This window comes from Azospirillum sp. P4_B5 (assembly GCF_056402275.1).
Genome location: NZ_JBFUHT010000003.1, coordinates 177,555 through 191,717, shown reverse-complemented (window position 1 = coordinate 191,717; position 14,163 = coordinate 177,555). Strand labels below are relative to the sequence as shown.

At 65.4% G+C, this 14,163-nt stretch carries 13 protein-coding genes; 6 read left to right on the top strand and 7 right to left on the bottom strand.

Annotated features, from left to right (window positions below; genetic code table 11):
* Window positions 1–89: 89 nt before the first annotated feature.
* A complete protein-coding gene (gene rpoH, locus AC1DVI_RS03635) occupies window positions 90–980 on the bottom strand; it encodes an RNA polymerase sigma factor RpoH (RefSeq protein ID WP_035673897.1) in 891 nt (296 codons plus the stop codon).
* Between the two features lie 527 nt (window positions 981–1,507).
* Between rpoH and AC1DVI_RS03630 the strand changes: the two genes are divergently transcribed.
* Window positions 1,508–2,035, top strand: a complete 528-nt coding sequence (locus AC1DVI_RS03630) for a GNAT family N-acetyltransferase (protein ID WP_149165889.1) — start codon at window positions 1,508–1,510, stop codon at window positions 2,033–2,035.
* A 175-nt stretch (window positions 2,036–2,210) separates the two neighbouring features.
* On the opposite strand, the gene AC1DVI_RS03625 is transcribed toward AC1DVI_RS03630, so the two are convergent.
* Entirely contained in the window at window positions 2,211–2,621 is a 411-nt protein-coding gene (locus AC1DVI_RS03625) for a Ros/MucR family transcriptional regulator (RefSeq protein ID WP_476956788.1), read from the bottom strand.
* 55 nt (window positions 2,622–2,676) lie between these two features.
* Complete coding sequence (locus AC1DVI_RS03620; protein ID WP_476956801.1) at window positions 2,677–3,003, bottom strand: HU family DNA-binding protein; 327 nt, start codon at window positions 3,001–3,003, stop codon at window positions 2,677–2,679.
* Between the two features lie 332 nt (window positions 3,004–3,335).
* Here AC1DVI_RS03620 and AC1DVI_RS03615 point away from each other — a divergent pair, with 332 nt between their 5' ends.
* Complete coding sequence (locus AC1DVI_RS03615) at window positions 3,336–4,325, top strand: TerC family protein (RefSeq protein WP_476956787.1); 990 nt, start codon at window positions 3,336–3,338, stop codon at window positions 4,323–4,325.
* Window positions 4,326–4,331: 6 nt separating this feature from the next.
* Here AC1DVI_RS03615 and AC1DVI_RS03610 read toward each other — a convergent pair whose 3' ends face one another.
* Window positions 4,332–4,799, bottom strand: a complete 468-nt coding sequence (locus tag AC1DVI_RS03610; protein WP_149165886.1) for an HAD family hydrolase — start codon at window positions 4,797–4,799, stop codon at window positions 4,332–4,334.
* Window positions 4,800–4,949: 150 nt separating this feature from the next.
* Between AC1DVI_RS03610 and AC1DVI_RS03605 the strand changes: the two genes are divergently transcribed.
* Window positions 4,950–6,080 (top strand): polysaccharide pyruvyl transferase family protein, encoded by a 1,131-nt coding sequence (locus AC1DVI_RS03605; protein WP_476956786.1) that lies wholly within the window; start codon window positions 4,950–4,952, stop codon window positions 6,078–6,080.
* Window positions 6,081–6,095: 15 nt separating this feature from the next.
* Complete coding sequence (locus tag AC1DVI_RS03600; protein ID WP_476956785.1) at window positions 6,096–7,520, top strand: FAD-dependent oxidoreductase; 1,425 nt, start codon at window positions 6,096–6,098, stop codon at window positions 7,518–7,520.
* Window positions 7,521–7,533: 13 nt separating this feature from the next.
* Here AC1DVI_RS03600 and AC1DVI_RS03595 read toward each other — a convergent pair whose 3' ends face one another.
* From AC1DVI_RS03595 to AC1DVI_RS03585, 3 genes are all read right to left on the bottom strand, one after another.
* The gene (locus AC1DVI_RS03595; protein WP_476956784.1) at window positions 7,534–8,799 is read right to left on the bottom strand and encodes a ferredoxin reductase family protein; all 1,266 of its coding nucleotides are present in this window, start codon (window positions 8,797–8,799) and stop codon (window positions 7,534–7,536) included.
* A gap of 219 nt (window positions 8,800–9,018) precedes the next feature.
* Window positions 9,019–10,005 carry a hypothetical protein gene (locus AC1DVI_RS03590; protein ID WP_476956783.1) on the bottom strand — a complete coding sequence of 329 codons (987 nt, stop codon included), beginning with the start codon at window positions 10,003–10,005 and terminating at the stop codon, window positions 9,019–9,021.
* A 35-nt stretch (window positions 10,006–10,040) separates the two neighbouring features.
* Entirely contained in the window at window positions 10,041–11,321 is a 1,281-nt protein-coding gene (locus AC1DVI_RS03585; RefSeq protein ID WP_476956782.1) for an NAD(P)/FAD-dependent oxidoreductase, read from the bottom strand.
* Window positions 11,322–11,486: 165 nt separating this feature from the next.
* Here AC1DVI_RS03585 and AC1DVI_RS03580 point away from each other — a divergent pair, with 165 nt between their 5' ends.
* Both AC1DVI_RS03580 and AC1DVI_RS03575 read left to right on the top strand, forming a co-directional pair.
* Complete coding sequence (locus AC1DVI_RS03580) at window positions 11,487–12,830, top strand: glutamine synthetase family protein (RefSeq protein ID WP_476956781.1); 1,344 nt, start codon at window positions 11,487–11,489, stop codon at window positions 12,828–12,830.
* Window positions 12,831–13,049: 219 nt separating this feature from the next.
* Entirely contained in the window at window positions 13,050–14,150 is a 1,101-nt protein-coding gene (locus AC1DVI_RS03575; RefSeq protein ID WP_149165881.1) for an extracellular solute-binding protein, read from the top strand.
* The last annotated feature ends 13 nt before the right edge of the window (window positions 14,151–14,163 follow it).

Sequence of the window (14,163 nt, the reverse complement as noted above, 5' to 3'; positions counted from 1 at the left end):
TCAGACGTTAGTAAAAAAGAAAACCGGCGGAGCCGTTTGGCATCCGCCGGTATGTCGTGAACCGTCGTGAGACTGTCTGTTCGTTTACATTAGGCGGCCATATGGGCCGGTGCGCGGCGCAGCGCCTGGGCGGCGCTGAGGACCGCCTTTTGCAGCTTCTCGAAGGCTCGCACCTCGATTTGGCGTACCCGCTCGCGCGACACGCAGAACTGCTGGCTCAACGACTCCAGAGTGGACGGGTCCTCCTTCAGGCGGCGCTCGAACAGGATGCGGCGTTCACGGTCGTCCAGACGCTCCAGGGCCTGTCCAACCAGCCTGCGGCGCAGCGCCAGTTCGTCGGCGTCGGCGATCACGCTCTCCTGGGTCGGGCGGTCGTCGGCCAGAAGCTCCAGCCAGTTGGTTTCGCCGTCGCTGGACATGGCAGCGTCGAGCGAGCTGTCGTTGGACGACAGCCGGCGGTTCATCTCGATCACCTCCTGCTCCGGCACATCCAGTTCGGTCGCGATGGCGGTGACGGTGGACGGGGACAGGTCGCCCTGTTCCAGTTCCTGCATCTGGCTCTTCAGGCGGCGCAGGTTGAAGAACAGCTTCTTCTGCGCGGCGGTCGTGCCCATCTTCACCAGGGACCAGCTGTGCAGGATGTATTCCTGTATGGCCGCGCGGATCCACCAGGTGGCGTAGGTCGCGAAACGGAAACCGCGTCCCGGATCGAATTTCTGAGCGGCCTGCATCAGACCCACGTTGCCTTCGGCGACGAGGTCGACCAGCGGCAGGCCGTAGCCGCCGAAACCGCGGGCGATCTTGATGACCAGCCGCAGGTGGCTGCCCACCAGACGCTCCAGCGCATGGCCGTTCCCGCGGTCGCGCCAAGCGACGGCCAGCTCGCGCTCTTCGTCGGGGGCTAGGATGGGGAACCGCTTCGACTCCTCGACATAGCGGGTCAGGCTGGCGTTTTCACCAGTCAGGAGTTTCTTGAGCACACCGGCCTCCTCTCTCCAACGCTCCACCGTCTCTTGCCGCGGAACCTTTTCGATGGCCGTTCGCAGACGCCCATCGCTTCGGCATTTTTATTGTGGGGATTTGCCGAAATTATCCAGGAACACGTCAATCAGACATTGATACTGTGCCGCCACCACCAAGTTGGATCAAGCCTTGAAACGGCGGTGCAGCAATATTTTTTGGCGTATATCCGGACTATTCGGTCCTTATGAATGCCAAAAAGATCGGAAGAACTTTTGGGAGATTGGCGAAAATATGACGGCTTTCGTTTGAGGAGAAGGCAGAGGCGTTTCTCTCCGCTTTGTCATCACTCGGTCGGCGTTCGGTATATTTTTCATAAGCTATGGCCATATAGGCTAATGGTGGCTGCCTCCCGGCATAGGACGTTCCTCAGGGGTGAGAGAGGCGCGGAGCAACCGCGACCAGCGGCGACGCTTGTGTTCCGCAGGTCAGCAGTCGTGCTATTCCGGGAAGAAACCCATGAAGACGCGAGGCGAGAGATCTCACCATGAACATCCGCGACAGCCGACCGGGCGATCTGGTGCACATCGAGGCGATCTACACCCACCATGTCCTGACCGGCACGGCCAGCTTCGAGGAGGTTCCACCCAGCCTGGAAGAGCTTGCCCGTCGGCGGGACGACGTGCTGGCCCGGGGCATGCCCTATGTCGTTGCGGAGATGGACGGCAGGGTCATAGGGTATGCCTATGCAGGCCCTTACCGGCTGCGCACCGCATACCGCTACAGCGTCGAGGATTCGATTTATCTCGCCCCGGACTGCATGGGGCGCGGTGCGGGCCGGGCCTTGCTCTTGGCGGTGATCGACCGCTGTGCAATGGCTGGTTGTCGCCAGATGATTGCGGTGATCGGCGACAGCGGCAACGCCCCGTCCATCGGTCTGCATCGCAGCCTTGGCTTCGAGCCGGCGGGCCTGCTGAAGGCGGTTGGATTCAAGTTCGGGCGCTGGGTGGACAGTGTCCTGATGCAGCGCCCGCTCGGCAACGGAGATGCGTCGTCACCCGCGGAGCATCGATGAGGGGTGTTGATGGGACCGGACAAAGGGGCCGTCGGTTTGTTCAAGGGTCAGAGTTCAGGAAGGAAACTGGAGCGCCTTGATCGCTCCTGCGGAGTCAGTCCGTGGCCGCCGGCCGCAAGAACGGGCGCACCCTGTGGATGCGCCCGTTCTTGAATGCTCCGCGAAGGGCTGAGGGTTAATCCTGCACGACCCGCTTGCGGCCCAGGCCGAGCTTCGTGGCCATCTCCGACCGGGCCTTGGCGTAGTTCGGGGCGACCATCGGATATTCCGCCGGCAGGCCCCACTTGGCACGGTAATCATCCGGGGACATGTCGTAGACGGTCTTCAGATGCCGCTTCAGCATCTTCAACTTCTTCCCGTCCTCCAGGCAGACGATGTATTCCGGGGTTACCGACTTCTTGATCGGCACCACGGGGACCAATTCGGCCTTGGCCGGTGCGGACTTGTCTTCACCAAGACCGTTGAAGGCCGCCTGCACGTTGAGGATGAGCGCCGGCAGGTCGGCGACCGGCACCGTGTTGTTGCCGACATAGGCCGAAACGACCTTGGCGGTCAGGGCCTGCAGTTCCGATGCTTCGATGGTCATGGCCGCGTTCAGCTCCGTTCCCCTGTGGATCAGCCGTGGATTTGGGCGATGTCGATCAGACGTTCACCACGTCGCGCAATTGCTTGGCCGGCTTGAACCGCGGCGCCTTGGACGCGGCGATCTGCACCGCCTCGCCGGTGCGCGGGTTACGCCCCTCGCGGGCGGCGCGTTCGGCGACTTCGAAAATGCCGAACCCGGCAAGACGCACATCCTCGCCACGACCGAGAGCCGAGGAGATGCCTTCGAACACCGACTGGACGACCTTCGCCGCATCGGATTTGCGGATGCCGGCGTTGGTTGCGACGGTCTCGATGAGCTCGGCCTGGTTCATGCGAAACTCCTGGTGCTTTTGCGCGTGTGGATTTTTCCGTGTTCTTGGCAGATTGAATCCATTGGCACAAGAGCGATGGCCGGAAAGGCAACCATAAGTGTTTTGCCAATGACGAGTTCTTGCATCCCCTGTGGCCCGGATGCATCAAAGCGACCGCTCACCGTGGCACAACGGTGCTGAGCCAGCGGAAAACGGAGGATGTTTTCCGTCGATAGTTGATCGACTCGCCGAACGCAGGCGCTGAGCAGGCCTTGAACGGAAAAACAGCAACACCACTTGCGTGGCGTTCGGGTCCGGGCCCCTCTGACGGCTGAGGCGTCAGCCGTGATGTCGGATCCCGCTTGAATTCACTGCAGACGCAGCGCAATCAAGTGGGGCTGTTTATGGATTCCCTTGTCGCTCCCGTCTTTCTCGATTTCATGGGAAAACCGGTGTGGGTCTGGCTGACCTTCATCGGCATCGTTCTGGCCTTGCTGGCCTTCGACCTCGGCATCCTCAACCGCCGTGACCGCGAGATCGGCGTGAGGGAAAGCCTTCGCCTTTCCGCCTTCTACATCACCGTCGCCCTTCTGTTCGGCGGCTGGGTCTGGTGGTCGATGGGCGACGCGGCGGCGGCCCAGTACTACACCGGCTTCTTCATCGAAAAGAGCCTGTCGCTCGACAACGTCTTCGTCATATCGTTGATTTTCACCTACTTCGCGGTCCCGCGGACCTACCAGCACCGCGTGCTGTTCTGGGGAATCCTGGGCGTGATCGTGATGCGCGGCCTGATGATCGCCGCCGGCGCCGCGCTGGTCAGCGAATTCCACTGGGTGCTTTATGTCTTCGGCGCCTTCCTGCTGATCACCGGTGTGAAGATGCTGTTCGCCGTGGACAAGGAGCCGGACCTCGCCAACAATCTGGCGCTGCGCTTCCTGAACCGTCATATGCGGATCACCGACGGTTTCCGCGGCCAGAACTTCTTTGTGCGGGAGACGGGTCCGGATGGTCGGACCGCGCTCCTCGCAACACCGCTGTTCCTGGCGCTGATGATGGTCGAGTTCGCCGACCTGATCTTCGCGGTGGACAGCGTGCCGGCCATCTTCGCCATCACCACCGATCCCTACATCATCTACACCAGCAACATCTTCGCCATCCTCGGACTGCGTGCGCTCTACTTCGCGCTGGCGGCGATGGTCCACCGCTTCCGTTACCTGAAATACGCGCTGGCGCTGGTGCTGGTCTTCATCGGCGGCAAGATCTTCTACACGCAGATCTTCGGCAAACCGGACCCGCTGATCTCGCTGGGCGTGACGCTGACGTTGATCGCGGGCGGCGTGGTGGTTTCACTTCTCAAGACGCGCAGCGAGGGCAAGCGGCTGCCGGCGGAGTGATGCCGGTCAGCCGGTGAAGCCCAGGCGCTTCAGGGCGGCGATGCTCTCCTTCGCGCTGGTGTGGAGGATGAAGTCGCCGCCCGCCTGGGTCCAGGGATCGCGGGCCTTCTCGCGGTCGTCCACCAGGACCGTGCCCGGCCCGCCATGGCGATGCTTGTCGCGGGCCATGCAGGTGATGACTCGCACATGGCGACCCAGCATATGCGCGACCCAGCGCCGTTTCTGTTCCGGCGCCCAGGAGCCGAGCGGCAAGCCGGTGAGGATGGTCGGCGCGTAAGGTTCGCAGAATCGCCAAAGATCCTGCGCGTCGTGCATGAACTCCAGCGTTCCGAAGAAGTCGGGATGGCGGGACAGTTCCCGCCACATGACCTTCATCGGGATCTCCTCCGGGCGTTTGCCGGTGACCGCCTTCACCCCACGGTCGAAATCGGCCAGAACGCCGTCGAGATCGAGAAACAGCTTGGGTCTTTGCATCGTCGGTCCTGTCCAGCGCGTCCAACGTCCAGTCCGTCCAACTCCGGATGAGCGCGACCGCAGAGTACCGGTCGCACGGAACCTTCGCCAGCCGGTCGGGTTGCACCCGAAGACATAGGCGCACGGCTTCTGTGCGGCAGGGGGATTCGGATGACGGTCATAGGCATTTCAGGTTCATACGGCGGTCTGAATCTGGGGGACGAGGCGATCCTCACATCGGCCATCGAGCAGTTGCGCGCCACGGTGCCCGGTGTGGAGGTGGTGGTCTTCTCCCGCAACGCCGCCCACACCCGCGAGAACCACGCGGTCGAGCGCGTCCTGAACCCGCGGGAAGCCATGCGCGACGAGATCACCCCGGAGGTGGAGCGGCTCGACCTTCTGCTTCTGGGTGGCGGCGGCATCCTCTACGACAGCGAGGCGCAGACCTATCTGCGCGAGGTCACCATCGCGCAGAATCTGGGAGTACCCACCTACACCTTCGCCATCGGCGTCGGTCCGCTGAAGGACCGCGTGGAGCGCGACGCGGTGCGCGAGGGGCTCGACCGCATGACCGGCATCACCGTCCGTGAACCGAGCGCCAAGCGGCTGATCGAGGAGATCGGCGTGCAGGTCCCGGTGACGGTCACCGCCGATCCAGCGCTGCTGCTGACGCCGGAGCCCTTCACCGAGGAGATGCTGGCCGAGGCCGGCATCCCGCGCGGCCGCCCCCTGGTCGGCCTGTCGGTGCGCGAACAGGGCGCCGCGGCGCCGGAACTCAGCGACGCGGCCTATCACCAGCTTCTGGCCGAGGCGGCGGACTACATCGTGCAGCGCTTCGGCGCCGACGTGGTGTTCGTGCCGATGGAGCGCGCCGACGTGCGCGAGGCGCACCGCGTCATGGGCCGCATGGCCGTGTCGGAGCGCGCCCACCTGCTGCAGTACCGCTACACGCCGCGCCAGATCATCGGACTGATGGATCACTTCGAGATGGCCGTGGGGATGCGGCTGCATTTCCTGATCTTCGCGGCCATCACCGGCACGCCGCTGATCGCGCTGCCCTACGCCTCCAAGGTGTCGGATTTCCTGTCCTCGGTGGGGCTGGAGCCGCGGGCAACCGTGTCCCACACCACCGCCGGAACCTTCCTCGCCGACCTCGACCGCCTGTGGGATCACCGCGCGGAGCAGAAGGGACTGCTGCGCGACCGGATTCCCGTGCTGATGGAGCGCGCCCGCGAGACGGCGCCGCTGGCCCTGCGGACGGTGGCGCCGTGCGCCGAGCACGCGGCCGAGCCTGCGGAATGACGAAAGGAGCCAGTCTTGCCCGTTCTGCCCTGTCCCCCGAATCCTGAATCCGTCACCCTGCCGCCGCGCCGCGCCATGAAGGTAGCGCGCTGCCACGTCCTCGTCGTCGGCGGCGGCCCGGCCGGCATGGGGGCGGCCATCGGCGCCGCCCAGTCGGGAGCCGACACCATCCTGGTGGAGCGCTACGGCTTTCTCGGCGGCAACGCCACGGCGGCGCTCGTCATGCCCTGGATGAGCTTCTACACCCAGCGCGGCTCGGTGGCGGTCGTCGACAACACGCGCCTGATGCCGCAGGACCACGGCCCCGGCGAGCCGGTGGTGGGCGGGGCGCTGGCCGTCTTCCTGGGGCGGCTCTACACCAACCAGGGGGCCATCCCGCCCTCGCCGGACACCGGCTTCACCGTTCCCTTCGACCCGGAGGTGCTGAAGGTCACCGCCCAGCAGATCCTCGACGAGGCCGGCGTGAAGGTGCTGCTGCACGCCTTCGCCTCCACCGTCCTCGGCGAACCCGGAAAACCCGACGCGGTGGTCTTCGAGACGAAGTCCGGCCCGGTGGTCATCGAGGCCGACGTGATCGTGGATTGCACCGGCGACGGCGACATCGCGGCGCTGGCCGGCTGCGATTACGAGGTCGGGCGGGAGGAGGACGGGCTGACCCAGCCCATGACTCTGATGTTCCGTATGGTCGGCTTCGACCATGACGCCTTCAACGGCTATGTGCGGGAGCATCCGACGCAATGGCGCGGCGTGCACGGGCTCTGGGACCTGGTGTCGAAGGCCACCGCCAACGGCGACCTCGATCTGGCGCGCGAGGACATCCTGTTCTTCGCCACCACCCACCCCGGAGAGATCGCCCTTAACTGCACACGGGTCACCGGCGCGCTGGGCACCAACGTCTTCGACCTGACCCGCGCTGAGTGGGAGAGCCATCGGCAGGCCGCGCAGATCGCCAATTTCCTGCGCAAATACGCCCCCGGATTCGCCGACTCCTACACCTGCCAGACCGGCACCGGAATCGGCATCCGCGAGACGCGGCGCATCGTCGGCGACTACGCCATGACCGCGGACGACGTGCTGGGCGCGGCGAAGTTCAAGGACGCCATCGCACGCGGCACCTACCCGGTGGACATCCACAGCCCGACGGGCCGCGGCACGGTGCTGAAGCGCGTTCCCTCCGGCGAATGGTACGAGGTGCCGATGCGCGCCCTGCTGCCCAAGGGGACGGAGAAACTGCTGGTGGCCGGCCGCTGCATCTCCGGCAGCCACGAGGCCCACTCCTCCTACCGGGTGACGCCCACCTGCATGGCGACGGGGCAGGCCGCCGGGGTCTGCGCGTCGATGGCGGCGCGGCGCGGCGAGCGCACCCGCGACATCCCGGTCGGCGCCATCCAGCGCGAACTGCTGCGCCAGGGGGCTCTGCTGCGCGAGCCGGAAGCGTAGGGCTTCCTCGGGGTCAGCGCATCGCGAAGAGTTCCTGGTGGAAGCGTTGGTCCACCGGCAGGCCATGGGCCGCGAAGTCGTGCCGCAGCGCCCGGCCGAAGCCCGTCGGGCCGCAGAACCAGACGCTCGCCTCACGCCATTCCGGCACCAGGGCACGGATGCGTTCGCCATCCAGGCGGCCGTCGCGGCTGTCGATCAGGACATGGAGGCGAACCCCCGCCGCCGCCGCGTCGGCGGTGAGCTTCGCGATCGCTTCCTCGTCGTATTCGTTGGTGGTGTGGAAGAAATCGACGGTTTGCGGTGGTCGTTCAGGGTTCGCCGCCAGGAACTTCATACGGGCGATGAAGGGGGTGACTCCGATGCCGCCGCCCACCCAGATCTGGTGCGGGCAGGAGTCGTCGAAGGTGAAGCAGCCGTAAGGCCCTTCCACCGTCACCGCCAGGCCGACCCTCAGCCGTTCCCGCAGACGCCGGGTGTGGTCGCCCAGTTCCTTGACCACGAAGGTGATCCGCCGGTGGGCGTCGTCCCAGGCCGAGGCGATGGTGTAGGGATGGGCGCCCTCCGCGTTGTCCGAGGTGGCGTAGGCGAACTGGCCCGCCTTGTGGCCCGGCCAGCCCTGCGGAACGTCGATGGCGACCTCCAGCGTGCGCACACCCGGAAAGTAATGGAGGGCGCTGATCGTGCCGGGAATCCGCCGGTCGGCGGCGACCCGGCCGAGCAGCACCACGACGGCGGCCCAGGCGCTGGCGGCGAGCAGTGGCGCCATCACCCAGCCGATGGGCGCGCTCCAGTAGGCGAAGTCGGTCAGTACGACGGCGTGGAAAACCAACACGAGATAGACGATCGCCAGCAGGCGGTGCGTCTTGAAGAACAGCCGGTAGGGGAGGCGCTTGAACAGCGCCAGCGCGATCAGCAGCACGGCCGCGTAGAAGGCCCATTCGCCGAGCCACTCGGCGGTGCCGCGCAGGCTGCGGAGCGACTGTTCGAGGGAACTGTCGGGAATCGCCCGCGGTCCCCGCTGCGGCCGGGTCAGCCACCCCCAGCCCACCGCCCATTTCGGCCCCTGGGCCCACAGCCAATGGACGACCGCCGCGACGAGGCCGGCGATGCCCAGCCATTTGTGCAGGCGGTACATCTTGTCGAGACCGCCGAACCACCCCTCCGGCCAGCGCGGCCGCAGCGCCAGGACCATCGCCATGCCCATGCAACCGATGGCGATGATTCCGCTGTACTGGACCAACGCAGCGCGAAGACCGAAAAAGCTGTTCGTCAGAAACACTCGCGGTTCGCCAGCAATCCATAAAACCGTCAAGACCGCTAAAATTCCCCATAAGGACAGTCTGATTCTTCTCATGGCGACGCCCTCCGAGGCAGCCATCCTAGAAGCGCGGGTGAAGGGATGTTTCGCCAAGCCCCTTGCGGTGACAAGCCAACTCCGATCATCGCAGTCATCCGAATGTCTGGCCACGGCAATGGCGGGGGATGACGAGGAATTCGGCTACTTACGAATCCAGACCTTGGTTTCGATGAAGCGGTTGGCAAGGAAGCGGTAGGTCTGCTTCTGCAATTGCTCGACGACGGTGGACTTCTCCATCGGGGTGGTGTCCCAGGCCTGGAGGATGTCTTCCCATTCCAGAAGCTTGGCGCGCAGGTCGTCGCGAATCTTGCGGATGAAGGTCACGGTGGTGTCGAAGGACTTCAACGCGCCGAAGATCTCGCCGGTCTGGGCGTCCGCCTGCTCGAAGACGGCATCATAGTCCTTCAACGGCTTGCCCAGCAGCCCCTGCATGCGCGCGACCTCGTTGCACAGGGTGCGGTCGGTCCGGTAGATCTGGGTCAGCCGGGTCAGCTTGCCGCTGATGGCGCGGATGGCGTTGAAACGGTCGCGCAACGCCTCGATGTAGGACAGTTCCTGGGTCAGGTCCTCGATGCGGTCGGTCAGGTACTGCTCGTAATTGTCCTTCAGATCGAGCTTCGCCGCGATGTCCTTGAAGGCGGCCTTGACGCGCTGCTTGGTCTGCGGGTCCTCGACGATCTGCTCCAACTCGTCGGCCTTCACGACGATCATCTCGCTTCCGGAGATCGAGGAGACGAGCTGCACCGTCAGACGCCCCCGTGCGATGTTCCGGTGCTTTTCCTCCACCGACCAGGAGGCGCGGCCGTCCAGCAACTCTCCAGGAATCTGCTCGCCGGGCCGGATCTGTTTCACATAGGCCAGGCCCTTTTCCACCACGTCCAGCAGCTTGGAGTCGCGGCTGTCCTCCTTGATGTCGAAGGATTCCATCAAAGTGTTGAAGGGCAGGGCGGCCTTCAGATCCCCCAGCAGAATGTGGAGCACCGGCTGCTTGGAGGACGGATCGATGCAGAAGAAGGCGCCGGACAGGCTGAAGACCTTGTGCTCGAAATCGAAATGCGTGTCGCGCATCGGCGCCGCACTGGCAGCGCCTTCCGTGCTTCCGGTTGCGGGATCGGTGACGTCGGACATGGGCGGGGACCGGAAGCGGGAATGGGACGGGCAGGTTACAGCAGATCGCGCAGCCGGAACCAGAGCATCGCAAGGACAAGGGCGGGTGTGCGGAATCGCCGCCCGCCGGGGAAGGGCAGGTGGGGCACGCGGGCGAACACGTCGAACCGCTCGGCCGTGCCGCGGATCGCCTCCGCCATGACCCGTCCGGCCATGCCGGCCAGCGCCACCCCGTGACCAGAATAGCCGTGGGCGAAATAGGTGGTCGGCGTCAGCCGTCCGACATGCGGCATGCGGTTCATGGTGATGGCGACATGACCACCCCAGAAATGATCGACCGCCGCGCCGCGGAGCTGCGGGAAAACCGCCAGCATCTTGGAGCGCATGGCGATCTTCAGCCCGGGCGCATCCAGCCCGGAATAGCTGACGCCGCCGCCGAACAGCAGCCGGTGGTCGGCGGAGCGGCGGAAGTAATTGAGCACGAAGTTCATGTCGCTGACCGCCAGATTGGTCGGCAGCAGGGACGTTGCGGTGGCCTCGCCCAACGGCTCGGTGGCGATCATGTAGGTGGCGACGGGCATCACCACGGCCGACAGGCGCGGCGCCAGCGCCCCCAGATAGGCGTTCCCGGCCAGAACGAGGAAACGCGCCGTCACCCGGCCCTTCGCGGTGGTGGCGACGGGCCGGTCCCCGGTGTCGATGGCGGTGACGCGGCTGTCCTCGAAAACCCGAACGCCGGCCCGCCCGGCGGCTCCGGCAAGGCCCAGCGCGTAGTTCAGCGGATGCAGATGGCCGCTCCCGTCGTCGGCCAACCCACCGACATAGGCGTCGCTGCCCACCACCGCCCGCATGGCCTCGCGGTCGAGCGTGCGGACCTTGTTGTAGCCGTAGCGGTCGCGCATCTCGCGCTCCATTGCCGCCACGTCGTCCATGTGGCGCGGCTTCACCGCCGCGTGGGCGAAACCCCAGGTGAGGTCGCAGGGAATGGCATGCTTCGCCACCCGTTCGGCGATCAGCGCCTTGGAGTCCTCGCCGAGGTCCCACAGGCGCCGGGCATCCTCCGCTCCGACCCAGCGCTCGATGGTGCTCATCGACTTGTTGTAGCCGGTGATGATCTGCCCGCCGTTGCGGCCCGAGGCGCCCCAGCCGACGCGGTTGGCTTCCAGCAGAACCACGTCGTAGCCCTGCTCGGCCAGTTCCAGCGCGGTCATCAGCCCGGTGTAGCCGCCGCCGATCACGCAGACGTCGCAGGACAGCGAGTCCTCCAGCACCGGGTGCTGCGGGTGCGGAGTCGCGGTGTCGGCGTACCACGAGCGGATATGGGATGATGTCTGCATGACCGCCGAGTTAGGGGAGGGACTCCCGCCACGTCAATGATTCCGGCGGTCATATGGGCAGGATCTTTGTTCCCCTCTGGCGCGAGGAGGGGGTGCGGGATCATAGTAAGGCGGTCATTCACAGCAGGGAGGGGCTGCCCACCGTCCGGTGCGGTCCATACGTTCATGGGTTTCATGGAAGACTTCATCAAGAAGAACCGCATCACCGAAGTGGAATGCCTCGTGCCCGACATGTCGGGCATCGCGCGCGGCAAGATCGTGCCCGCCGAGAAGTTCCTGCGCATCCTGCGCGACCGCGGTCTGCGGCTGCCCGAGGCGATCTTCGTCCAGACCGTGACCGGGGAGTATCCGGAGGACGATTCGGTCACCTCGGACGAGAATTCCGACATCTACATGATCCCGGACGAACGGACGATCCGCTTCGTCCCCTGGTACGAGGAGCCGACCGCCCAGGTCATCACCGACTGCGTCTACGCCGACGGCAGCCCGGTGAACTTCTCGCCCCGCCATGTCCTGAAGCGGGTGCTGTCGCTCTACGAGGAGCGCGGCTGGAAGCCGATGGTGGCGCCGGAGCTGGAATTCTTCCTCGTCCAGGTCAACAAGGACCCCGACTACCCGCTGGTGCCGCCGGTCGGGCGCAACGGGCGCGTGGAGAGCGGGCGGCAGGCCTTCGGCATCGACGCGGTGAACGAGTTCGATCCGATCTTCGAGATGGTCTACGACTTCTGCGAGGCACAGGACATCGACATCGACACCCTGACCCACGAGGCCGGGGCGGCGCAGATCGAGATCAACTTCAACCACGGCGACGCGCTGGAGCTGGCCGACCAGGCCTTCCTGTTCAAGCGCACGGCGCGCGAGGCGGCGCTGCGCCATCAGGTCTACGCGACCTTCATGGCCAAGCCGATGCAGAACGAGCCGGGCAGCGCCATGCACATCCACCAGTCGGTGGTCGATGCGGACACCGGACGCAACCTGTTCTCCGACGCCAACGGGGCGGACACGCCGCTGTTCATGTCCCACATCGCCGGGCTGCAGAAGTATCTGCCCCACGCGATGCCGCTGCTGGCGCCGAACGTGAACTCCTACCGGCGGCTGGTGCCGAACTCCGACGCGCCGATCAACGTGCATTGGGGCCGCGACAACCGCACCACCGGCCTGCGGGTTCCCGTCTCGCCCGCCGATTCGCGCCGGGTGGAGAACCGGGTGGCCGGCGCCGACGCGAATCCGTACCTCGCCATCGCCGCGTCGCTGGCCTGCGGCTATCTCGGCATGGCGCAGGGGCTGGAGCCGACCGACCCGGTGAAGGGGTCCGCCTACCGGCTGGCCTTCACCCTGCCGCGCCACCAGGGCGACGCGCTCCAGAAGTTCAACGCCTGCAAGCCGCTGAAGGAGGTGCTGGGCGAGAAGTTCCTGGACGCGGTGACCTGCGTGAAGGAGGCGGAATACGAGGCCTATCACCGCGTGATCAGCTCCTGGGAACGCGAGAATCTTCTGCTGAACGTTTGAGCATTTTTCCGCCCCCTTCCGCCGCTGCCGCGGAAGGGGGCGTTTGCGTTCCGCAAAACCCTGAAAATCCCCCGCAAACCGTTGACAACCAACCGCCCCGTGGGTGCAATAGCGCTCGCGCCGGGGACGCCGTGCAACGCACGCCGCCTCCCACGTCGAATGGAAAAAAGTCGACCAGTCACGAACTGACGAACGATCCAGAATTCGGGGGCTTTCTGCATGAAACGTTTCGCTCTCAGCGTCATCGGCGCCGTCGCGGCGATCGCCATCGCCGGCCCGGCGCTGGCCCAGGCCAAGAAGCCGGTCAACATCTACATCTGGAACGACTATCTGGGCGAATCGACGCTGGCGGACTTCACGAAGGCCACCGGCTACGACACCAAGGTGGATCTGTACGACAGCCTGGAACTGCTGGAGCAGAAGGTGCTGGTCGGCAAGTCGGGCTACGACGTGATCGTCCCCACCGCCGAGCCGACCCTGTCGCGCATGATCCAGGCGAAGGTCGTGGCGCCGCTTGACAAGGCAAAGATCCCGAACCTGAAGAACGTCGATCCGAAGGTTCTCAAGCTCCTCGAGAACTCGGACCCCGGCAACAAGTTCGCCGTGCCCTATCTGGGCGGAACGGTCGGCATCGCCATCATCCCGGAGAAGATCAAGGCCGTCGCCCCCGACGTCCCGCTCGACAGCTGGGACCTGATCTTCAAGCCGGAGGTGGCGAAGAAGGTCGCGGCCTGCGGCATCACCGTGATGGATTCGGCCATCGACGTGATCCCGTCGGTGCTGAACTACCTCGGCCTCGATCCGAACTCCGAGAAGAAGGAGGATCTGGACAAGGTCGAGAAGACGCTGCTGGCGGTCCGCCCCTACATCAAGCAGTTCGTCACCGGCCAGAACATCAACATCCTGGCGGGCGGCGACGCCTGCGTCGTCATGGCCTACAACGGCGACGCCATCCAGGGTGCGGCCCGCGCCGAGGAAGCCAAGAACGGCGTGAAGGTCGAATACATCACGCCGAAGGAAGGCGTGCAGGTGTGGTGGGACACGCTGGCCATCCCGGCGGACGCGCCGAACAAGGAGGGCGCGCACGCCTACATCAACTTCATCCTGGACCCGGCGAACACCGCCGCGATCTCCAACACGGTCAGCTACGCCAACGCCGTTCCGGCCTCGCTGGCCTCGGTTGACGAAGCGGTGAAGACCAACCCCGCCGTCTTCCTGCCGGAGAACAGCAGCCTCAAGCTGTTCGCCCTGAAGTCGATCAAGCAGACCACCGACCGCGCCCGCACCCGCGTCTGGACCAAGGTCAAGACCGGCAAGTAAGCGCGCCGCGAAC

Bases quoted from the DNA above. Each gene is read 5' to 3' on its own strand.
- AC1DVI_RS03630 (WP_149165889.1), top strand. From the start codon at position 1,508: ATGAACATCCGCGACAGCCGACCGGGCGATCTGGTGCACATCGAGGCG.
- AC1DVI_RS03625 (WP_476956788.1), bottom strand. From the start codon at position 2,621: ATGACCATCGAAGCATCGGAACTGCAGGCCCTGACCGCCAAGGTCGTT.
- AC1DVI_RS03615 (WP_476956787.1), top strand. From the start codon at position 3,336: ATGGATTCCCTTGTCGCTCCCGTCTTTCTCGATTTCATGGGAAAACCG.
- AC1DVI_RS03610 (WP_149165886.1), bottom strand. From the start codon at position 4,799: ATGCAAAGACCCAAGCTGTTTCTCGATCTCGACGGCGTTCTGGCCGAT.
- AC1DVI_RS03605 (WP_476956786.1), top strand. From the start codon at position 4,950: ATGACGGTCATAGGCATTTCAGGTTCATACGGCGGTCTGAATCTGGGG.
- AC1DVI_RS03590 (WP_476956783.1), bottom strand. From the start codon at position 10,005: ATGTCCGACGTCACCGATCCCGCAACCGGAAGCACGGAAGGCGCTGCC.
- AC1DVI_RS03585 (WP_476956782.1), bottom strand. From the start codon at position 11,321: ATGCAGACATCATCCCATATCCGCTCGTGGTACGCCGACACCGCGACT.
- AC1DVI_RS03580 (WP_476956781.1), top strand. From the start codon at position 11,487: ATGGGTTTCATGGAAGACTTCATCAAGAAGAACCGCATCACCGAAGTG.
- AC1DVI_RS03575 (WP_149165881.1), top strand. From the start codon at position 13,050: ATGAAACGTTTCGCTCTCAGCGTCATCGGCGCCGTCGCGGCGATCGCC.